The 23,380-nt window shown below is 37.8% G+C and carries 11 protein-coding genes; 6 read left to right on the forward strand and 5 right to left on the reverse strand.

The window, feature by feature from the left end:
- Positions 1-14: 14 nt before the first annotated feature.
- Both GWK10_RS15690 and GWK10_RS15695 read left to right on the forward strand, forming a co-directional pair.
- Complete coding sequence (locus GWK10_RS15690) at positions 15-3,599, forward strand: M1 family aminopeptidase (protein WP_164033339.1); 3,585 nt, start codon at positions 15-17, stop codon at positions 3,597-3,599.
- Between the two features lie 305 nt (positions 3,600-3,904).
- Positions 3,905-12,289 (forward strand): T9SS type B sorting domain-containing protein, encoded by an 8,385-nt coding sequence (locus GWK10_RS15695; RefSeq protein WP_164033340.1) that lies wholly within the window; start codon positions 3,905-3,907, stop codon positions 12,287-12,289.
- Positions 12,290-12,300: 11 nt separating this feature from the next.
- Here GWK10_RS15695 and GWK10_RS15700 read toward each other — a convergent pair whose 3' ends face one another.
- A complete protein-coding gene (locus GWK10_RS15700) occupies positions 12,301-13,575 on the reverse strand; it encodes a UDP-N-acetylmuramoyl-tripeptide--D-alanyl-D-alanine ligase (RefSeq protein ID WP_164033341.1) in 1,275 nt (424 codons plus the stop codon).
- Positions 13,576-13,653: 78 nt separating this feature from the next.
- A complete protein-coding gene (gldJ, locus tag GWK10_RS15705; RefSeq protein WP_164033342.1) occupies positions 13,654-15,321 on the reverse strand; it encodes a gliding motility lipoprotein GldJ in 1,668 nt (555 codons plus the stop codon).
- 512 nt (positions 15,322-15,833) lie between these two features.
- Here gldJ and porV point away from each other — a divergent pair.
- Positions 15,834-16,985, forward strand: coding sequence for a type IX secretion system outer membrane channel protein PorV (gene porV / locus GWK10_RS15710; RefSeq protein ID WP_164033343.1), 1,152 nt, complete (start codon positions 15,834-15,836; stop codon positions 16,983-16,985).
- A 15-nt stretch (positions 16,986-17,000) separates the two neighbouring features.
- On the forward strand, positions 17,001-17,483 hold the full coding sequence (gene cdd, locus GWK10_RS15715) for a cytidine deaminase (RefSeq protein ID WP_164033344.1): 483 nt from the start codon (positions 17,001-17,003) through the stop codon (positions 17,481-17,483).
- 129 nt (positions 17,484-17,612) lie between these two features.
- Here cdd and porT read toward each other — a convergent pair whose 3' ends face one another.
- Together porT and ubiE are read right to left on the reverse strand one after the other, a co-directional pair.
- Entirely contained in the window at positions 17,613-18,308 is a 696-nt protein-coding gene (porT, locus tag GWK10_RS15720) for a type IX secretion/gliding motility protein PorT/SprT (RefSeq protein WP_164033345.1), read from the reverse strand.
- 4 nt (positions 18,309-18,312) lie between these two features.
- Positions 18,313-19,041 (reverse strand): bifunctional demethylmenaquinone methyltransferase/2-methoxy-6-polyprenyl-1,4-benzoquinol methylase UbiE, encoded by a 729-nt coding sequence (ubiE, locus tag GWK10_RS15725; RefSeq protein ID WP_164033346.1) that lies wholly within the window; start codon positions 19,039-19,041, stop codon positions 18,313-18,315.
- A 226-nt stretch (positions 19,042-19,267) separates the two neighbouring features.
- On the opposite strand from ubiE, the gene trkA reads away from it, so the two are divergent.
- Both trkA and GWK10_RS15735 read left to right on the forward strand, forming a co-directional pair.
- Positions 19,268-20,617, forward strand: coding sequence for a Trk system potassium transporter TrkA (gene trkA / locus GWK10_RS15730; protein WP_164033347.1), 1,350 nt, complete (start codon positions 19,268-19,270; stop codon positions 20,615-20,617).
- Positions 20,618-20,623: 6 nt separating this feature from the next.
- On the forward strand, positions 20,624-22,120 hold the full coding sequence (locus tag GWK10_RS15735) for a TrkH family potassium uptake protein (protein ID WP_164033348.1): 1,497 nt from the start codon (positions 20,624-20,626) through the stop codon (positions 22,118-22,120).
- A 56-nt stretch (positions 22,121-22,176) separates the two neighbouring features.
- On the opposite strand, the gene GWK10_RS15740 is transcribed toward GWK10_RS15735, so the two are convergent.
- On the reverse strand, positions 22,177-23,307 hold the full coding sequence (locus tag GWK10_RS15740) for a pyridoxal phosphate-dependent aminotransferase (RefSeq protein WP_164033365.1): 1,131 nt from the start codon (positions 23,305-23,307) through the stop codon (positions 22,177-22,179).
- Positions 23,308-23,380 lie beyond the last annotated feature (73 nt).

A 23,380-nucleotide genomic window follows, 5' to 3' on the forward strand; every position in this document is an offset into this window, starting at 1 on the left:
AACCACCATTTATTATGTTTAAGACTTTCTTTTTTGGCGAACTACGCTATTCGTTGCGACAACCAATGGTGTATATATTTTTATTAATTATTGGTCTTCTCGTTTTTGGAGCAACCGCTAGTGATAATGTCACTATTGGCGGAGCTGTGGGTAATGTTTATAGGAATTCTCCATACACCTTAGGACAATATACTTCTATAATGACGCTTTTTGGGTTACTAATGGCCACGGCGTTTTTTAACTATGCTGCATTGCGTGAGCATAATCACAACTTTAACGAAATTCTCTTTACCACACCCTTAGGTAAGGCTGGGTACTTTTTCGGTCGATTTTTCGGGGCACTTATTTTAGGAACTGTGCCTATGCTCGGAATTTTTTTAGGAATGATTATTGGCACCTATGTGGCTCCTGTCGCTGGCTGGGTAGATGCAGAACGCTACACTTCATTTACTGCGGAAATGTTTATCAACAACTATTTCTTGTTTATACTGCCCAATATGTTTTTTGCCGGTGCAATTATCTACGGACTTGCTAAAAAATTCAAGAGTACCGTTATCTCATTTGTGGGTTCATTAATCATTGTAGTTGTATATGCGCTTGCAGGAAGTTTAACTTCAGATATTGAAAATGAAACCATTGCCGGTTTGACCGATATATTCGCTATCAGCACATACGATATCACTACCAAATATTATACATCGGTAGAACGAAATACCTTAAGTCCTGGTTTTAGTGGTTTACTTTTGTATAACCGATTGCTCTGGGTCGGGATTGGAACTATTATTTTACTGTTATCCTATTTCAGTTTCTCATTTAAAGAGAAATCTAAAAAAGTAAAAAAGACGGTCGAAGCCAAAGTTGTAAAACCAATTACAGCATTTAGTTTACCTAAAGCAACTTCGTCTTTTAGTGCAAAAACTGAGTGGCTGCAGTTTAAAAGCTTTTTCGCTGTTAACTTTTTAAGCATTGTAAAAAGTGTTCCGTTTAAAATTTTATCACTTTTTAGTGTCATTATTATTATTGGTGATTTTGTTGCTGGGTTTGAATATTTTGGTTTGAAATCGTACCCACTTACCTATAAAATGTTGGATTTAATTAATGAGAATGCTGAAATATTTGTAACTATTATTGTCGTGTTTTTTAGTGGCGAATTAGTCTGGCGCGACCGCGGTAGCAAGATAAACGAGGTAATCGATGCCACACCCCACACCTCATTTACATCGCTAGCTGCCAAGGCCATTTCCTTAGTTGGCATTGCATCAATCATCCACATTGTTCTTATATTCTTTTCGGCTTTATATCAGCTGTTAAATGGATTTACCAGGGTTGAATTTGACGTTTATTTCCTTGATTTTCTATATGGTAATTTCCCACTATATATGGTAATGTCCGGTATTATGATTTTTGTTCAAGTACTGCTGAACAATAGATATGTAGGTTATTTTATTGGCCTACTGTTGGTTTATGGTACTAGAATTGTTTTTTCGATTATTGATGTCGAAAGCAATATGTTATTGGTATTTGGAGGCCCCTCTATACGCTACTCTGATATGAATTCGTTTGGACCAGGACTAAAAGGTGCTATTTGGTTTAATTTATATTGGATGTTGTTCTCATTAGTATGCCTATTTCTAGCAGGTATACTTTGGAATAGAGGTTTACTGACCGGGCTTTTTGATAAGATAAAACATGCCAAAAAGAACATTTCTAAACCAATAATTGCTGGTTTCGCATTAAGTTTAGCCGCATTTATTACTGTAGGCTCATATGTATATTACAATACGCAAGTATTAAACACCTACCGCACTAGCGATGTTCGTGAAGAGCTTGCTGTAAAATACGAGAAGACCTATAAAAAATATGATGGCATCCCGATGCCTAAAATCACCGATGCTAAGTACAATATCGATATTTTCCCTAAAGAGAGAAACGCAAAGGTTAATGCAAAATTGGTACTTACTAATGAAAATGAGGTTGCGATAGACTCACTTCATTTTATCTTGGATGATGACTGGGAGACTGAGTTGCTTATACCTAATTCAACGAAAGTACTATATGATGAAGAGTTTGGCTATGTCATTTACAAACTAGAAAGCCCATTACAACCAGAACAATCGCTGGCTATTGAAATTAAGAACAGCTATACGACCAAAGGTTTTAAAAACACTCGAGGTAGCGCTAGTATTGTTAATAATGGTACATTCTTAAATAATGGTGAAATATTACCAAGTTTTGGCTATCAAAAAGGAGGTGAAATTTCTGATAAGAATACTCGAAAGAAGTATGGCTTGCCTCCCAAAGACAGGACACCAGCACTATCTATTCAAGATACCACCTTACTTCGCAAAAACTACATTACCGATGGTACAGGTGATTACATAAATGTAGAAAGTGTGATATCTACTACTAGCGATCAAGTTGCTATAGCTCCTGGTTCGCTCATTAAAAAGTGGAAAAAGGATGGCCGTAGTTACTATCATTACAAATTAGATCAAGCTTCCCTGAATTTTTATTCATTCATCTCTGCTGACTTCAAAATTGCTTCTAGAAAATGGAATGGAATTGATATAGAGGTCTATTACGACGAAAAGCATCCTGAGAATGTAGAACGAATGTTAGATGCTGTGCAGCGTAGCTTGGAATACTATACTAAAAATTTCGGTCCTTATTATCATAAACAGTGTCGCATTATCGAATTCCCAAGATATGCATCATTCGCCCAGGCATTTCCGGGTACCATGCCATATTCCGAAGCCATTGGCTTTGTGATTGATCTAGAAAACGAAACCGAAAACAATGTTGTAGATGCTGTAATTGCTCATGAAATGGGGCATCAGTATTGGGCACATCAATTGTTAGGAGCAAATATGCAAGGCGGAACAATGCTAAGTGAAAGTTTTGCTGAATATTCCTCTTTAATGACTATGAAAGGTATTTCTAAAACTCCTATGAAGATGCGCGAGTTTTTAAAATATGATCATGATCGATATTTAAGAGGTCGTACTGGCGAAACAGAAAAAGAATTACCGTTGTACAAAGTGGAAAATCAAGGTTATATTCACTACGGAAAAGGTAGTGTCGTGTTGTATGCGTTGCAAGACTATATAGGTGAAGAAAAAGTGAATAGATCACTCCGCAATTTCTTGGCCGAATATCGCTATAAAAGTGATCCATATCCTACTTCCTTAGATTATTTAAGGCATCTTAAAAAGGTAGTTCCGGATTCTTTAAATTATCTTATTACAGATCTCTTTAAAGAAATTACCCTATTCGACAATAGATTGAAAGAAGCATCTTATAGCAAAAAATCGAATGGTAAATATGAGGTGTCACTTCAAATTGAATCGTTTAAGATAAAAGCCGATAGTATTGGCAACGAACGAAAAGTAGCCACTAAAGATTGGATTGATGTAGGTGTATATGCCGATGACGCTGAAAAGAAGTTATTATTCGAAAAAAGAATTAGAATCGATCAACCAAAAATGAATGTTCGTTTTGAGGTAGATACCATTCCGGCGAAGGCAGCAATCGATCCAAGGCATTTATTAATAGATCGTGTATATAACGACAATATAAAACGCTTAAAAACAACAGAATAACCACTTAAACACCACAAAAAACGCATGAATCTTCGATATTTTTATGCGTTTTTCCTTTAATATAGGCCCTATTTAAGGCAAAAAATGTAACTCCCTTAAATTCAATTTAATAGATTAACGACATATTTTAACATTATTTGTAGGTTAAAACTTTCAATTTTAACATTTTTTGTGCATTTCATCGAATATTTTGTACCCAAGTCGTGATTTCGAAGGTTTTTGATTAATATTACGATTAGAGTAACAGCCAAAAACCCAATGGTGCGTCCCCCCCAATGGACAATCCAACTAAACTTAACCTAAGAATGCGTTTCACCAAAAAAAACGTATTTGTAATTATCATATTTTCGGTATTTATTTCGGCCCTCTTTGCCGCAAATAAATTATCGAATAGTGCTTTTATACCCTTTTTTGAGCAGGAAAATGTTAAAGAAACCATTTCATTAACAACAGCCAAAAAAAAATCGCTTCAGAAGGCAGAATCTGCCGCTGTGGTAATGCCTAATCCCCTTATAGCCGTTGCAGATAATATTGTGACTTGTCCCAATAACGGACTCCCCTTAGCGCGTTTCTTTTTATGTGGTACTGGAGATTCAAGAGAAATCAATACTGGTATTACAGGGTCGACCATTTCTTGGCAATTGTTAGACCCGACAAGTTGTGCAGGTCAAACTATTGATGATTGCCCAAATACTAATGTAACTTGTACCTGGAATGATATAGCCACTGGCCCAGACTTTACGATCACTGATCCTGGTGAATATCAATTGATTATTATTACCAATGGTGTACTAGAGCGTTACTATTTTAAGGTAAATAGCAACCCCCTTGATCCTCAAACGATTAAAACTGATATGGTTTGCGGTAATGACGCACAAATAGAAGTTACTAATATTCCTGAAGATTATGAATACAGCTTAAATGATCCCAATGGAACCTATCAACAATCTCCTATTTTTGATATTACAACTGCTGGTACTTATACAATATATGTACGTCAAGAAAATGCAGGCCCTACGGCTTGTATATTTCCGACTCAAGAAATAATCATAGAAGAATTAGACATTGATGTGGATATTACGCCCACTGATATCGAATGCACTGGCGAATTTGGTGCCATTGCAATTGAGATAAACGACGTTCCTGAGTTTTATAATTATTCTTTATCATTAGCTGGCACAGTAATTGACACGTTTGGACCTTCAACAGATAACAACTACACTTTTAATAATTTAAATGGTGGCACCTATGAGGTACTAGTAACCACAGATGATGGTTGTGCATATTCAGAAACTATAGATATTTCATCTTTATCAACTTTAGATCTTACTGCGTTTGCCACAGAAAGTTTTGGTTGTGGCACCACCACTGTACCCATTACTGCGAATGCAACTGGCGGAACCGGTCCATATCAATTTTCAATTAATGGTGGAACACTACAAACAAGTAACATACTAGATGCTACAACACCAGGAGATCAAACTATTTTAGTAAGAGATGCTAATAATTGCGAAAAAGTAATTACCTATAATGTTCCTGATATTCTTCCTCCCGAAATCACTGTTGATAAATTTGATAGTAATTGTGCAGGTGCTGATGATGGTCAAATTTTAATAACTGTTACCAACAGCCGAGGTTATCAGATAAATTTTAGTATTGATGGTGGTGCCACTTTTCAAAATTCGGGTAATTTCTCTAACCTAGCTCCTAATAATTACAATCTCGTTATTCGATACCAAACAGGAACTTTTGTTTGCGATATTGTGCAAACAGAAGCGGTAAATTCCGCCACAAGTTTAGTCGGCGATCGACAGATTGATGTTGAAGCTACTTGTACAACTGGAGCAACGGTTTCGTTTACTGGAGTAATTGGTGGTCAGGCACCTTACTTTTATGATCTTGGTAGCGGTTTTGTGACAAATCCGATCTTTACCAACGTAAGTCCTGGTTCTTATAATCCGAGAATTCGAGATAGTAATGGCTGTGTTTTAGTGCTTGCACAATTGGATGTAACAGCACCTAATGAACCTAATGATCTTTTATTTAATATAGTAAGTGTAGACTGTGTAGCAGGTACTGTCAATGTTGAAGTAACGTCAACTGGTGGAGGCACCAATTTAACCTATGAAATTACGGCCCCGTCTAATGTCGCGCCAAGTCAAACCACACCAACTGTTCGTTTCGATAACCTTTCATTAGGCAGTTATACTTTTCAAGTAACTGATAACGACAGCGGTTGTGATTACCAGGAAAGCTTTGCCATTACAGATATTAGCTCAATCACAACAAGCGGACAACTTGTTCAAAATGTTCAGTGTTTAGGAGAAAGTCAAGGTGCTATCCGATTTTCGGTAAGCGGATTTGAAAATACATATAGTTACACCATCAATACACCAACTCCCATCAATTTAAATGGACAGACCGATACTTCTTTAGACTTCACTGGCTTGCCAGCCGGCACATACACCATTCAAGTAACCGATGATGATACTTCATGTACTAATGACGCAACGGTCACGGTACAAGCACCTGCTGCAGCCTTAGGCTTAACTATTGACGTCGATGCTATGGATTGCGGAAATAATAACCGCGGACGTGTCATTGGACAAGGTGTGGATGGCTGGGGTAGTTACCAATATCGACTTACACAGCCTGATGCGACCACAATTCCGGGTTCTGGCAATTTTAGGAATAACAGAAGTTTTGGAAATCTTTCTCAAAGTGGAGAATATATCTTAGAGGTACAAGATGCTAATGGTTGTATTGTTGAACAACGATTTACATTAACTCCAGTTGATTTGCCAGTTCTTAACAATATTACTCCAGCTACTGACCTTTGTTTTACAACTGCTACAGGAGCATCTATTACTGTTGAAGTACAAACAGGAACTGGAACTGCTCCTTTTGAGTACAGTATCAATAGTGATACCCCTCAGGCATCGCCAAACTTTACAGGATTAAATCCTGGAACCTATACCATTGAAGTTATTGATGCTAATGGGTGTACCGATGATGTGACAATCGATATTGAAAGACCGTTAAGTGTAGTGGCATTTATTACTGCGGATTTACAATGTCCTGCATCAAGTCCGACTCCCGCAGAAATTCGAATCAATGCACGCCGTGGTTACGCGCCATATGGAAATATTGAAGTCTTTTTCAATTCAGCTTCTATAGCAAATATCCCAGCCACAGGATCAAATACCAACTATTCTACAGTCAACCCAGGAACTTATGAGTTTGTGATTACCGATGCCAATGGCTGTACAACAAGAAGTAATGAAGTTATTATCGATCCTCTTCCTACTATTTTAGAATTGCCCCCGGCAGTAATAGATGCAAGTTGCGGATTGGATAATGGCTCCATAGAAATAATACCTGACCCTACAAGTGGTGCTGGGCCCTTTGAATACAGTCTAGATGACGGTATTAATCCTCCAACACCATTTACCGGTCAATCGTTATATCCAGGATTGGCGGCTGGAAATTACACCTATACAATACGAGATTCTAAAAACTGTGAGTCGACATTTGCTGTAACCATTAATACTACTCCAGCTTTAAATGCTAGTACCACCAGTTTAGATGAAACATGCAGCGGAGGAACTATTAACCAAGGTAGTATTGAGGTAACTGCAACCAATGGTGTTGGGCCTTATACTTTTGAGTTGTTCGATGCACTTACAGGAAACTCAACAGGAACTACCTTAGGTCCTTCAGCTGGACCAGAAACTTTCTCGGTTGATTTCGGATCTTATTTTGTGGTAGTGACAGATTCTAATGGTTGTACATTTACTACAATTCCAGATATTATAAATGATCCAGCCGATGTAACACTTACATATACCCCACCACCAAATATAGATTGTACCAACACCGGAACTGCCTATGAAGTTCAAATCGTTGGAGGTACGGGTTGTTTTGAAATTGGTCTGGCAGGCGGTCCTTTAGGAAATCCAAATGCATTACCAGCTCCAAGTGGTGGAGCTTGTGAACGAAATCATAGCTTTGCCGGTATTGTTACAGGCTCTGGAACGTATTTAGTTGAGATATTAGATTTAGGAACTGGATGTCGTTATTTTCAAGAAATCGTCATTCCAGAGCCTAATGATCTAAATATAGTTGCAGCTCCCTCTGCCACTCCAGTATGTGAGGGTGATACAACAGGAACTTTAAATTTCACTGTCAATGATTACACAGGAAATGAACTAACTATTACTGTACTTAATACCGATACAAACGTCATTGTTTCTGCAGCCAATGCCATTGCCGTTCCTGTAGGAACTGGTGTTGGAACTGCACCATTTACCTTTACTCCAGCTCCTTACCTTAACAATTTACCAGTTGGTAATTATCAAATATTAGTTGAGGAGACTGATCCTACTTCAACTCGTTGCGGCGCCTCGGATACTTTTAGCATAACAGCAAACCCACCATTACAACTTAACCAATTAACCAACATAAATGCTGGTTGTACGTTCGATGCTCAAGTGGTGATTCAAGGAACAGGCGGATCAGGCACAGGTTATGAATACCATTTTGTACCCGACCTTACCCCAGGAGATACAACAGATGATACCCCAGTTCCAGGAGATTACGCAGCTACGAATAATGAAATTGACTTAGATCCGGCAAGCTCCTTGAATTGGGATGCTTGGGTTCGAGATAGCAACGGTTGTGAAACTAAAATCGATATCACCATTGCCATCGATCCGCAACCAGTTGTAGATGACATTACAATTATTAATCAATGTAGCCCAATAAACAATACATACGATGTAGAAATTCGCATAGATCCAATCGTATTGGCGTCTTTGACTGCTCCTGTTACTTATGCGATTATTCCTCAAGGACTACCAAGTACGTCAATAACCTACACGAACAGTCCCTTTTTTACTGGAATTAGTCCAGGAGATTATACTGCTATTGTTAGAGATGGGAAGGGCTGCGTTTCACCTGAGGACTTTACATTGAGCCCCGTACTAAGAATTACAGCTGAATTTAGCACATTACCTACATGTAACAACAATGATGGTGAAATCACGGTTAATATTCAACAAAGTTCTGGATTAGCCAACTTAGATTTTACGCTTAATGATGGGATAAATCCTCCTGTCCTACAATCTGGCAATAATGTTTTTACCAATTTAGGCCCAGGAAATTACACGATTGATGTAGTCGACACTGATACAACATGTCCGGCTTCCACTTCCGTAGACCTTGATCCTAGAACAATTCCTGTCATCACTAGTTTAAATAAAACTGACATAAGCTGTAACGGCGCTGATGACGGTACTTTTACTGTTGAGTTAGATGGAGCTTCTATTGGTGTTGGTGCTGATCCGTTTACCTACATTTTATATCGTGGGAATATTCCGCTAGGGGGACCTTATCCAGCCGAAGAAGCTAATCAAACATCTAATGTTTTCGAAGATCTTGATCCAGATACGTATACCGTTCGAGTAGTTTCTAATCAAGGATGCGATGCCGTAAGTTCAGATACTATTGTTGAACCTGATGCGTTCATTATATCAGCATCAAACACTGACTTTACTTGCGACCCATTAAATAATAGTTTTAGTACGGCTGAAATAACAGTATTCCCTAATGGATCTCAAAGCACCAATCCTTTAGATAATACGGGAACAAGTCCTTATAGCTATAGTATTGACGGTGGCACAAACTTTCAAAACAGTAATATCTTTGAAATAGTTGATAACGGCTTATCACAAACCTTTACGATAGTTGCACGCGATGCTAATGGTTGTATCTCAACAGCAATTCCAGATATCACCATTGACCCGCCAAATGTACTTGACATTCAAACTAATGTTACCAACGGAATAACATGTAGTAATGATCCGCTTAACCCTAATCCGGCAGTTGTTAATATTAATGTGGCTTCTGGAGGTGGAGGCGACTTCATTTTTTACTTAACACCTATCGATCCTTTAAATCCGTTAACAACACAAGATACTCCCGCTGGTACAACGAGCGCAAACTTCAATATCAGCATTCCTGGAGATTACTTATTTGCTGTAGAAGATGAACTTGGTGGTGGTTGTAGATATTTCTCTCAAATCGTCACTGTAGACCCTTATGATACGATTGAAGCTAGTATTGCGAATCCGACTTCGGTTTGTTTCACTGCGCCAAATACTACAGCCGACAGTACAGGAACTGTAGAACTAACAGTAACAGGATATACAGGAACATATGATTACGAGGTGTTCTTAGACAATGGAACTACAACGGGAATAACTGGTTCTGGAGATACCGCAACCGGTGCTACAGTAGTTGGCAGCTTACCAGGAGCAAATATTTATATTGAAGTAGTAGCTACGGCAACTCCATTTTGTCCAGCACGGTCAAACAATGAAACTATTCCAAAACCAGATGAGGCATTGGACTTTACTGCGCAAGAAACAGCAAATGTTACCTGTAGTAATGACAAAGGTGTTATCGTCCTTGAGCCTGCAGGCGGTTGGGGAGATTATGAATTTGAAGTGATTAACACCACTACCGGAGTCACTGAACAAGCATTTGACGCAAACCGAATTTTAACTGATCTTTCAGCAGGAATTCATCAAATTACTGTTCGAGATGCAGAGAATTGTACGTTTACAAATACGATTATCTTAAGTGAACCCGCACCAATTATTGGCGAAATCGAACTAGTAAATGGTCTATTCTGTCCAGGTGATAATGATGCAGCTATTCAGGTTGATGCTACACTAGCAGGGGGCGAAGGCTCATATATTTTTAGATTGAATCAATTGGATGCAACCAATACCGTAATCCAAACCACAGGCCCACAAGCAAGTTCAGAATTTAGCAACTTACCCGCGGGAAATTATTCCATTATTATTAGAGATGGATGGGAGTGTGAACATGTAACTCAGCCATTTGCTGTTCAAGACCCAGAACCGCCTTTAGTACTACTTCGTGAAGCTACTGCTTTATCGTGCATCGATCCGGCCGAATTAGAGATCAATGTAACTAATCCTGATCCCGGTGCAGAGTATGAGTATTTAATAAGTACCGACGATCCGTTAACTGGTATATGGACAGCGATGGGACCTGGAGTTTCGACAACCATGGTACCACAGCCTCAAGGAGAATATCGATATTTAATTCGTGAAGTGGGCGCCGCCTCTTGTCCGTCAGTAATTACCAATCAGGTTCGGGTTGATCCAGTTCCTGCACTCAATATCATCCCAGATGAAACCAATGCCAACTTAAAATGTGCTGGAGAAGCCACGGCAATTATTAGGGCAGAAGCCAATGGCGGTTCTGGTGACTATCGTTATCGCTTATTTGCTGCTGGAGCAGATCCATCTGTGGATGCCCCTTTAGTCGGACCACAGGACTCTGGGATTTTTAGAAATCTAGGAGCAGGTAATTATTTTATTCAAGCAGAAAGTCGAGGTTGTTTTGAAAGAACTGCAAATATACCAGTAGTAGATCCTGTTCCTTTACAGGCGGAAGATCCTAGAATCACCAATGTAAATTGCCCTGGCGGAATGAACGGAAGCATCATAGTAGAAGCTTCTGGAGGAACGGGTCCAATTCAATTTGCCATTAGCAATAGATTAAATGAGTTTTTTGATGAAGAAATTCCTGGAACCAATGTTTTCAGATTTGATGATCTAGAAGCTGGGACTTATGAGATAATTATCCAGGATTCGGTTGGGTGTTATATTACTTATACAAGAACAATCACAGAACCTGCTGCTATAGTCAGTACATTTAGCACGGTACCTGAAAGTTGTCTGGGTGATGATGATGGAATAATACGTATTCAACTTCAAGGGGGTACACCTCCTTATTTCACAACCTTAGACCCAACCGATCTAACTAGCTATATAGAAAATCAGTTTGAGTTTAGGGATTTAAGAGGAGACCAAACCTACGAAATACATGTTCTCGATTCGCAAAACTGTCCACAAGTTGTAACGGTTGACCTTGGTGTTGGTATTCCGTTAGATCCTATGCCCGAAATACGGTATGAATGTACAGGTACCAATTTAATGAATGAGGTTGAAGTAGATGTAGGCTCCATTCCGTTAAATGATGTTATGTTTAGTTTAGATGGTGGTAGTTTAAGAGATTCAAATGTCTTTACACAATTATCAGAAGGTGATCATCAAATTCGCGTGCTACACAGAAATGGTTGTGAGCGAATGGTAGACTTTTCGATAATTACAGCCGACCCAGTATCTGTAAGTCTAGTTGAAACGGGAAATAATGTGCTTACAGCAATGGCAGCGGGCGGAGTACCGCCATATACGTATTATGTTAATGGAGAAGATGTAGGTGATGACAATGTAATTATCGTACCAGAAAACGGAATTTACGAAGTACGAGTAGTAGACACCAATGGCTGCGAGGCAATCGATCAAATAGACTATTTGTTTATTGATGTAGAGATACCCAACTTTTTTAGTCCAAATGGCGATGGTCAAAATGACTACTGGGCACCAATTAACCAAGTGTCCTTCCCAAATATTCAATCGGAAATTTATGACCGTTACGGACGCCTTATTAAAAAATTAGCTCAAAACGAAAAATGGGATGGTCGTTACGAACGTAATTCGAAGCCACTACCTTCTGGTGATTATTGGTATGTAATTAGACTTAAAGATTTTGATAACCGCGAGTTTACTGGGCACTTTACCTTATTGAGGTAATACGAAATAAGCTAAAGTAACTCCAAAACCCGCTCTAACTTCATTCCCCTAGACCCTTTAATCAAAATAGTTGCATTATCAGGTTTGACAAATGAATCTTTTAGCGCATCAAAATCACTAAATATATGGATGTCATTGTTTGCAGATTTAACTGCAGCAAAAGCATTTCCTACTAAATACACCTGATCAAAATTTAATGAACTGCTCAGATCATGAATCGCCTGATGTTCTTGAGCGCTAGTTTCACCTACCTCGAACATATCACCTAAAATTGCCAATTTCTTGATTTCTTTTAGATTTGAAAGATTATCTAAGGCCGCCTTCATGCTCGTGGGGTTGGCATTGTAAGCATCCAGTATTACAGTATTATTTCCTTTTTTAATGAGCTGAGATCGGTTATTAGAGGGAATGTAATTTTCAATTGCATTTTTTATTGCAGGTGTGTCTACTTTAAAATACTGGCCTATTGCTATTGCCGCGGCGATATTTGTAAAGTTATAACTGCCTATTAAGTGACTATTAATATCAATACCATCAAAAGTAATTTGTACTAAAGGATTAGCTTCTTTCATTTTCACCATGCAATTAGCACCCTTTTTTTCAGAAAATGAAAATGTATTTTGAGCAATTACTTTTTCACTCATTAATGCATCATCAGCATTATAGAAAAAATCTTTTCCGTTTTCATTTATATAATGAAGTAGCTCACTTTTTCCTTTGATCACGCCTTCAAATCCTCCGAAACCTTCTAAATGGGCTTTGCCAAAATTAGTGATGTAGCCATAATCAGGCTTGGCAATTTCACATAAAAACTCAATTTCTTTCTGGTGATTTGCGCCCATTTCTACAACGCCGAATTCCGTTTCTTTATTCATTGATAGCAAAGTCAACGGTACACCAATATGATTGTTCAAATTGCCCTTAGTGCTAGTAACGTTGAATTTCTGTGATAAGACTACAGCGATTAACTCTTTCGTTGTGGTTTTTCCATTGCTTCCCGTAAGTGCCAAAATCGGGATCTTTAAAAACTCACGATGATAGGTCGCCAGTTTTTGAAGTGCTGTTAATACATCATCAACGAGAGTAAAACTTGAGTTAGTGTTATACTTTTCTTCATCAATCACGCAGTAGGCAGCTCCGTCGGTTAAGGCCTGTTCAGCAAAAGCATTTCCATTGAAATTATCTCCTTTTAATGCAAAAAATAATTGTCCTTTTTCAATGTTACGTGTGTCAGTACTAACACCGGTTGAATCTAAAAAAATGTGATGTAGTCGTTCGATTGTCATATAGCAAACTTATAATTCTGCTAGAAAACAAAAAAGCCTTTCGATAAGAAAGGCTTTCTGTTATAATATAAAAAGAGATTAATGTCTTGCTCTTTTTTGTTTTTCTTGTGACTTGTCACCAACTCGAGACATAGCACATCTAAATCCAATATAGTCTGTAGCCATATATTGTGGTAAGTAACGACGTTGCGCTGGGTCTAACCAATATGCTCTATCTCTCCATGAACCACCTTTATAAACACGTGTCTCGTTATTGATTAATGAGGTACGCTTGTCAGAGTCATCATATTCTCTTATTAAATTACCTTCTTCATCAACCTCAACTTTATGCTTTGGTGAGTTGTACATTTTATCATTACTCGCGTCTTCACCTTCTTCATCAATCTCATCAAATTGTTCAAAAAATTGACGAGTCGATTTTGTATCACCATCACGATAGTCTCTATTATCTGAGCTATCAAAGTTAGTTCTTAAATACGTGTCCTTATCATCGACTGCAACTGTTGAAATTTCACCAGGTAGGTTTCTTGCTACAATACGTCCATTTGGAAGCGTATCGTATACAATCGCATCAGGATTGATCACGACTACTTTACCTTCTTCATCAATTTGATTTTTGGTATAAATATTACCGCGATAGTAGTTAAAGTCATTTGCTTCATCATCAACTATTGGCCGATATACATCGGCAACCCACTCAGCAACATTACCCGCCATATCATATAAACCAAAATCATTCGGCGCATATGTTTTAACAGCTACGGTAATATCTCCACCATCATCCGACCATCCTGCAATTCCGCCATAGTCACCTTTACCTTGCTTAAAGTTAGCAAGCTGATCACCTTTTATTTGGCGTTTTGCAGTTCTAGTATAATCACCATCCCAAGGATATTTCTTTCTACCTCTATAGTTGTTGTACTCTCTTACACCTACAAGTGCAATTGCAGCATATTCCCATTCCGCCTCAGTTGGCAAACGGTATTCCGGTAAAATAAGACCAGAACTACGACGTGCATATACATTCGTGCTATCTTTAGATCCTTTTTGTTTTCCTTGTACAGAATCAATTTTACCGCCATAAGCCATATCTGGAGCATTCAGGTAGGTTTCTGTGCTGAATGTACTGTTGGCATCTACGCCGGCAATCTTAGTGTCCTGTGCAATATAACCTTCTCGCTCTAAGACATACTCGTTTACACGATCAGTTCTCCACTTACTAAATTGAGCTGCTTGTACCCAATTTACACCAACTACTGGATACTCTCCATAAGCAGGGTGACGCAAGTAGTTAGAAGTCATTGTCTCGTTATAACCAAGACGATTACGCCATACTAATGTATCGGGTAACGCTCCTAAATAAATTTGACGATAGTTCGGATTCTCGATTGGAAAAACCATTTTAATCCAATCTAAGTACTCTAAGTACATTTTATTGGTCACCTCGGTCTCGTCCATATAGAAAGACATTACGTGCTGCTTGTTTGGAGTATTGTTCCAATCGTGCATTACGTCATCTTGTACTTTACCCATTGTAAAAGTACCTCCTTCGATAAATACTAATCCTGGGCCAGTCTCCTGTGCCTTGAAATCAGAATTGTATTGGAATCCACCATTTTTGTCATTAATAGACCATCCGGTAGCACGCGAAGTGTTTTTACCCCCTGAGGATTTTTTACAACCCACGAAAGTAAAAGTAAAAGCCATTAGCAATAACAAGCTAGACTTGTAAATACGTTTTTTCATAACTAAGATTTGGTTCTTCTTTATTTAAAGCACGCAAGTTAGCAATAACGTGCTAAATGTCAAGTTTTTTAGTTGTTACAATGTTTACTTTACTAAAAATCAGCTTTTCCGAAGTTTAGTGCCTAATATTAACGAAGGATTATGAATATTATTTTATGTTGTTGTCATAAAAATTTCATCAAACGACGTAGGGTTTGTTTTCTCGATAATCGACCTTTTTCAAGGAATTTGCGAACAAACAAAAAACAGGACACTAGTATAAAAAACGAAAAGCCTTTTACCCTACCTTGCTTTTTAATAAAAATTTAAAAACCTCTCTAGAATCCAACTTATTTCTACCTTTTCTTACTTTGCTTTTTCAACTTTGAAACTTTTTCTGAAAGTCTTGTTAAAATATTTCGACCGAACGACATACCATAACTATTAAATGAACGTTACTTAACAGGACTTAATGCACTTGCATTATTTTAATTAAAACTTATATTTGCTCTAATTTGCACAGCGGCTATTTTATGAAAAATTTTATCTGCACCTTACTTATAGTACTTACTGCGTTTAACTTAAGTGCTCAGGATGATTCAAGAGTTATTACAACAGCGGTTCCGTTTTTACTGATTACCCCAGATGCGAGAGCTGCGGGTATGGGTGAACTGGGTGTTAGCACATCAGCCGATGCCTATTCGCAACAATGGAATCCTGCTAAGTACGCTTTTGCCCCACAACAATATGGTATTGGCGTTAGCTATACTCCTTATTTAAGTGATTTAGTAAACGATATTTTTTTAGGCAACATAACCTTTTATAATAGGATAAATGAACAAAGCGCGTGGGCCGCAAGTTTCAAGTATTTTAGTTTGGGCGATATTGAATTTAATAGTTTAGTAGGAAACGATGTTGTAAGTCAAGGTACACAGCAACCAAATGAGCTAGCACTAGATTTATCTTATTCTTTAAAGTTGAGCGAATCTTTTTCAATGGCTATTGCAGGGCGATACCTGAACAGTAACTTACGCCTACAAGAAGGTGGAAATGAGGTTGGTGGCCGTGGAACTGTTGGTGTCGACGTTGCTGGTTTTTATCAATCTAGAGAAATAGCATACGGAAGTACTAATTTTAACGGCCGTTGGAGAGCTGGCTTTAATTTTTCGAACATCGGACCTAAGTTGACCTATGATGAAGGCGGACAGGAAAACTTTATCCCATCTAACATGAAAATTGGTGGTGGCTATGATTTTATTTTTGATCAAGACAACGTATTATCACTTAATACAGAATTCAATAAGTTGTTGGTTCCAACTCCTCCGGTAAGAGATGATTCTGGTAATATTATCGAAGGGCAAGATGATGATGTAAGTTTCTTTCAAGGTATTTTTCAATCATTTGGTGATGCACCAGGAGGTTTTAGTGAAGAGTTGAAAGAATTTACTTGGGCTGTAGGCGTGGAATATACATACCTAGATTCATTTGCAGTACGAACAGGATATTTTAACGAAAGTGATGAGAAAGGTTCTCGTAAGTACGCTACTTTAGGAGCAGGCTTTACCTATAATGCTTTAGATATCGATATTTCATATTTATTTTCAGCATCGCAGGTTAGAAATCCACTTGAAAACACGCTGCGTTTCTCTCTTACCTTTAACTTAGGAGAGGCTTTTGACCAATAATCCTTACATTTAAGGATGCAAGAAGTTAAGCTTACCACAACCCTAACGGTATACGATAACTTAAATGAATTAGTAGGCAGTGATGCGTCGCTAATGCATTTAGCAATTAAGGTTCGGAATACTGCCTATGCCCCTTATTCAAATTACAAAGTAGGAGCAGCCATTCTACTAGAAAATGGTGAAATAATTACAGGGACTAATCAAGAAAATGCTGCCTACCCTTCTGGGCTATGTGCCGAACGTGTTGCTATTTTTTATGCTGGCTCACAATACCCTGGAGTACCTATTAAGAAAATTGCCATCACAGCGGCAGCAAGCAACGGTTCTAGTAACGAACCTGTATCCTCATGCGGTGCATGCCGACAAAGCATCGCTGAATATGAGCAAAAACAGAAAACACCTATTGAAATGCTTTTTATGGGTGAAACAGGGAAAGTAATTAAAATGAACTCTTTAGCCGATTTACTGCCTTTGGCTTTTGGCGCAGATGATTTATAAGTACCCCTTCTACTGCACAAATATAAAGACCGAAGGCTTTCTAATTAAGATTGAGAAATCCAATATCATCAATCAAGCAGACCTCAGCCTAACTTTGTGAACTACCAGTTAGAGATTTAGCAAAAAATCTTACTCAAATGTAAAATTGATAAACACACCTCTTGTTGCCATTTTGGTAATCCCGCTAGTCCAAGCACTATTTGGATCAGCATCTGGCACAAGTTCATCATTTAAAGCGAATACCCCGCGAATAGAGGGTGTAAACTTGAAGTAGTATAAATAGAAATCAATTCCGAAACCAAGCTCGTAGTAGTATGTGCTTTCTTTCATACGAAAGTTTCCACTGCGATTATCATCTGGATTATCTTCATTACTAGAAAGATTAACCGAAGTTGACAACCCGCCAACAATAAAAGGCTTGAAATTATTAATACGCTTCGTACTAATCTTTAGTAATAGAGGAAAGTGAATATAAGTGGACTTTACTTCTCTTAACATATCCCGCTGCTCTACAAAACCGGGAAACATTAAATCGCGTTGTGTATAATACAATCCCGGTTCAAAACGAATATCGAAATAATCGTTCAATCTAACTTCACCTACCAAGCCTACATTAAAACCAATACTCTTATTAACTAGAATGTCATCAGTCTGACTTTCTTCATAGTTAAATTTAAAGTCATATTGATTAAAACCAAGGTAATATCCCCAACTCAACAAATCTTTATCCTTATTTTCTAAATTAATTATTTGATCGCGTAAAAATTGTCCTGAAACAGCTTGAACACACACGAAAAAAAATACAAAAAGAAATGATCTAGTCATAAGGCTATTTTGAAGCAGTATAAATGGTGGCAACACCAAATGTTTGTGGCTTATTTTCAATAGCTATAAACCCAATTTTTTCCAAAATATTGTTGAAAGCTTTCCCATGAGGAAAAGCAGCAGCTGATTTTGATAGATATGTATAAGCCGTTTTATCTTTAGAAAACAACTTTCCTACTGTAGGCAAGATCAATTTTGAATGCAAATAAAACCCTTGCTTATATGGTGTTTTAGTGGGCACCGATGTTTCTAGGATTACCAATCGTCCTTTCGGTTTTAATACTCGTAAAATCTCAGCGAGTCCTTTTTCTAAATTTTCAAAATTACGAACCCCAAAAGCAACAGTTATTGCTTCAAAACTATTATCATCAAACGGCATTTGTTCGCTATCGCCAATAATCATGTCTATTTTATCGCTCAATCCTTGTGTAGCAATTTTTTGCTTACCAACTTCTAGCATTCCCGGAGAAATGTCTAAACCAACCAATTTAGTTGCACCGGTTTCAGCCATACTGATAATAAGATCACCGGTACCAGTTGCAATATCTAATACACTTTCTGGCTTTGTTTCCTTAACTAAGGCAACTACTTTTTTACGCCATTTTACATCAATACCAAAAGAAATAACACGATTTAAACCATCGTATTTGGTAGAAATGGTATCAAACATCTCAGTTACTTGCTCTTTTTTACTGCTATCAGAATGATTATATGGAGTAATAGGTTTAGACATTCGCAATTTTTTGCAAATATACGCTGTAATTTGGGCATTCACTTAAAACCTAATCACATTAAAGTGTAAAACACCACCTTACAACGGATTCTCGATAGCAAAACTGTTTTTTAGCGTATATTTGTACTTCTTTCTATGTTGAATATGGTAAAGGATCTTAAACTAACCGTTCCAAAAGTACTATGCTTTTACACCCCCTAAACAACTGTTTATAACTACACTGTAAATGAAAATTATTATAGCCGGTGCAGGTGAGGTTGGTTTCCATTTAGCCAAACTTCTCTCATTTGAGTCGCAAAATATAACCCTGATCGATCAGGATAAAGAAAGTTTGACCTATGCTGATACCCATTTGGATATCAAGGTCATTAAAGGTGATGCTACATCAATCAATATTCTAAACGAAGCACAAATAGGCGCGTCGGATTTGATGATTGCGGTAACAGCTTCAGAAACATCAAATATTACGATTTGTTTATTGGCAAAACAATTAGGCTGCAAACGTACCATCGCTCGTATTTCGAATACCGAATTCATAGAACATAAAGACAATTTAAAGTTTACTAGCTTAGGAATTGATGAGCTAATTTCTCCCGAAGAGCTAGCAGCGGACGAAATTCAATTATTATTGGAACAAGCTGGCTTTAGTGATACTTATGAGTTTGAAGATGGAGCATTAACTATGGTGGGCACCACTTTGAAAAAAGGAGCTCCCTTCATTGGTAAATCTGTCAAAGAAGTTGCCAATATTTTCCCTGATTTCGCTTTTATGCCCATTGCATTGCAGCGCAAAGGAACACAGTATACTTTAATTCCCCGAGGAGACACACATTTTAAAGAAGGTGATCACGCATATTTTATAACTATCAAAAATGGAGTGGATCAGCTTTACAAACTAACTGGTCGTGAGAAAGAGGAAATTAAAAATGTGATGATTTTAGGTGGTAGTAAAGTAGGCTATAAAACTGCCAGAGATCTTTGCGGAAATCGATTTAATGTTAAGCTAATAGAAAAGAATAAAACAAAAGCAATTGATATCGCAGAAGATCTCCCCAATGCATTAATTATTAATGGTGATGGTCGAAATGTAGAGTTGCTTGATGAAGAAGATATAGATGAAATGGATGCGTTTATTTCTGTTACTGGGAACTCAGAGACCAATATTATGTCTTGCTTAGTAGCGAAGTCACGTAACATAAAAAAAACGATTGCGCTGGTAGAAAATATGGATTATTTCCAGCTTTCACATTCTATTGGTATTGATACCCTAATCAATAAAAAACTACTTGCAGCGAATAATATATTCAGACATATTAGACGAGGAGAAGTGGTCGCATTGACTAAATTAAACAATATGAATGCCGAAATTTTGGAATTTATAGTTACGCCGGGTTCTAAAATTACAGGCAAAAAAATAAAAGATTTGGAATTTCCAAGGTCGGCTATTATAGGCGGGGTTGTTAGAAATGACGAAGGAATAATCGCTTTAGGTGATTTTATTATTCAAGTAGGCGACAAAGTTGTTGTATGCTGCTTACCACGATCGATTAAAAAGGTCGAAAACATGTTTTTTTAAGACTGCATGAAAAGGCTTAACTACAAGATCATATTTCATTTAATGGGGCTACTATTGTTATGCAATGGTGGTTTTATGTTAGTGGCAGCTATTATTAGTCGCATATATAAGGATGGTGTGACGCTAGAGATCACTCTAGCTGGTCTGGCAACTTTATTTGCTGGAGTTTTATTAATGTTTACTACTCGAGATCACAAAAAAGAGATTAAAAAACGGGAAGGGTATATTGTCGTTACATTCGGGTGGATCTTTATGTCTCTTTCAGGTACATTCCCCTACATTTTTACTGATGCGATTCCTGGATTTACAGAAGCTTTTTTTGAAACCATATCTGGATATACCACCACAGGGGCCTCAATATTAAACGATATTGAATCACTACCAGAAGGAATCTTATTTTGGCGAAGTATGACCCACTGGATTGGTGGAATGGGAATTATCGTACTAGCTATTGCAATTTTACCACTTTTAGGAATTGGTGGTATGCAGTTGTTTGCTGCCGAAGCTCCAGGCCCTGGTGGTGATAAACTCCACCCTAGAATTACAGATACCGCCAAGAGACTTTGGCTAATTTATGTAGGATATACTGCGGCTGAAACTATTTTACTTCAAGTTGCTGGCATGAGCTTTTTTGATGCCATTAATCATGCCATGAGTACGCTAAGCACAGGAGGGTTTTCGACCAAAAATACAAGTATTGCTAACTGGAATGATAGACCTGTGATACAGTATATTATTATGGTTTTTATGTTTTTGGCGGGTACTAATTTTGTACTTAGTTACTTTGCATTCAAAGGTAAAATTCAAAAAATATTAAAGGATCAAGAATTTAAATTTTACTTTCTCTTTATCGGCATATCAACCGTGGTAGCGTCTTTGGTTATTTATTTTAATGCGGATATTACAGCTTCTAGTGTTAATCATCCTTTGATAAACGGCGAAGGAGAAAGCGCTTTTAGACATGGATTATTTCAAGTATTGGCCATTGTTACCACTACCGGATTTGTTACAGCTAATTATACCTTATGGACCCCCTTTTTAACCGTATTCTTTTTCGGATTAATGTTCTTAGGAGGTTCTGCTGGATCTACAGCGGGTGGTGTAAAAGTTGTTCGACATATGCTAATGATCAAGAACGGATTATTAGAATTTAAGCGAACCCTGCATCCTAATGCGATTATTCCTGTGCGCTATAATGGCAAAAGTGTTTCACAAGAGATTGTATACAACATCCTAGGCTTTTTTATTCTGTATATGTTGCTGTTCATTGTCGGAGCATTAGTATTGGGTGCAATGGGATTAGATTTTGAAACCTCCATCGGCGGTGCCGCTTCATCACTTGGTAATGTAGGTCCAGCATTTGGCGAACTAGGCCCAGTAAATAATTATAGCGTATTACCCACTGCTGGAAAATGGTGGTGTGCATTTTTGATGCTTTTAGGAAGACTCGAACTATTTACGGTATTAATCCTTCTGACGCCCGTTTTTTGGAGAAATAGATAAACAAAAACGTCCCCGTTTAGAGAGCGTTTAAAATTTCTAGTAAGAGCAAGGTCTAATTAACTTACCGAATCTTTGATTCTTTTAATCGCTTCTTTTAGATTATCTACTGACGCAGCATACGAAATGCGAATATTATTAGGTGCACCGAACGCATCACCCGTAACTGTTGCCACATTTGCTTCTTCTAAAATAAACATAGCAAAGTCCGACGCATTATTAATCTGATGTCCTTTAAGTGTTTTGCCAAAGTAATATGAAATATCAGGAAAGACATAAAAAGCCCCTTCAGGTTCATTGATCTTAAATCCAGGAATTTCTCCAAGTAATTGTAATACCATATCACGGCGACTTCTAAACTCGTCAACCATATATTGAATGCGACTCACAGGTTCGCTAACGGCCGTAATTGTAGCGCGCTGTGCAATACAGTTGGCACCCGAAGTAATTTGGCCTTGCATTTTTGTACAAGCTTTTGCAATCCATTCAGGAGCCCCAATGTAACCTATTCTCCAACCAGTCATAGCGAATGCCTTAGCAACACCATTAACAGTAATCGTACGATCATACATTTCAGGAATTCTGGCAAAACTAAAACTAGGATGTCCATAATTGATATGCTCATAAATCTCATCAGACAGAATAAAAATATCTGGATGCCTCTCTAATACTTTTGCCAAAGCCCTGTATTCATCCTCACTATAAACACTTCCGCTAGGATTATTTGGTGAGTTGAAAAAAATCATCTTCGTACGTGGAGTGATCGCAGCTTCTAGTTGCTCAGGAGTAATCTTAAAATCATTCTCGATCGTACTTGGTATTTCAATAAAATTAGCCTCTGCAAGGGTTGCAATTGCCGAATAACTTACCCAATATGGGGCTGGTAGTAGTACATCATCACCAGGATTCAACAACACCTCTGCAATATTTGCTATAGATTGTTTTGCCCCTGTACTTACAACAATTTGTGCAGGTTTATATTCTAACTTATTATCTCTCTTAAACTTAAGACAAATAGCCTCTTTTAACTCCGCATATCCGTCAACAGGGGTATAGGAATTGTAATTCTCATTAATTGCTTTAATGGCGGCTTCCTTAATGAAATCTGGAGTATTGAAGTCTGGTTCTCCCAAGCTCAATCCGATAATATCTTTTCCTTGATTTCGAAGTTCTCTCGCTTTGGCTGCCATTGCCAATGTTTGCGAAGTTGGTAAGCTGTTAATTCTATCAGAAAGCGGATTCTTTGTTTCAACTAACATTGTA

Origin of the sequence: Spongiivirga citrea, from assembly GCF_010671565.1 — a bacterium.
GTDB lineage: Bacteria > Bacteroidota > Bacteroidia > Flavobacteriales > Flavobacteriaceae > Spongiivirga > Spongiivirga citrea.

Excerpts from the sequence above, each read along its gene's own strand:
- GWK10_RS15690 (WP_164033339.1), top strand. The coding sequence starts at position 15 with ATGTTTAAGACTTTCTTTTTTGGCGAACTACGCTATTCGTTGCGACAA.
- GWK10_RS15695 (WP_164033340.1), top strand. The coding sequence starts at position 3,905 with ATGCGTTTCACCAAAAAAAACGTATTTGTAATTATCATATTTTCGGTA.
- GWK10_RS15700 (WP_164033341.1), bottom strand. The coding sequence starts at position 13,575 with ATGACAATCGAACGACTACATCACATTTTTTTAGATTCAACCGGTGTT.
- gldJ (WP_164033342.1), bottom strand. The coding sequence starts at position 15,321 with ATGAAAAAACGTATTTACAAGTCTAGCTTGTTATTGCTAATGGCTTTT.
- porV (WP_164033343.1), top strand. The coding sequence starts at position 15,834 with ATGAAAAATTTTATCTGCACCTTACTTATAGTACTTACTGCGTTTAAC.
- cdd (WP_164033344.1), top strand. The coding sequence starts at position 17,001 with ATGCAAGAAGTTAAGCTTACCACAACCCTAACGGTATACGATAACTTA.
- porT (WP_164033345.1), bottom strand. The coding sequence starts at position 18,308 with ATGACTAGATCATTTCTTTTTGTATTTTTTTTCGTGTGTGTTCAAGCT.
- ubiE (WP_164033346.1), bottom strand. The coding sequence starts at position 19,041 with ATGTCTAAACCTATTACTCCATATAATCATTCTGATAGCAGTAAAAAA.
- trkA (WP_164033347.1), top strand. The coding sequence starts at position 19,268 with ATGAAAATTATTATAGCCGGTGCAGGTGAGGTTGGTTTCCATTTAGCC.
- GWK10_RS15735 (WP_164033348.1), top strand. The coding sequence starts at position 20,624 with ATGAAAAGGCTTAACTACAAGATCATATTTCATTTAATGGGGCTACTA.
- GWK10_RS15740 (WP_164033365.1), bottom strand. The coding sequence starts at position 23,307 with ATGGCAGCCAAAGCGAGAGAACTTCGAAATCAAGGAAAAGATATTATC.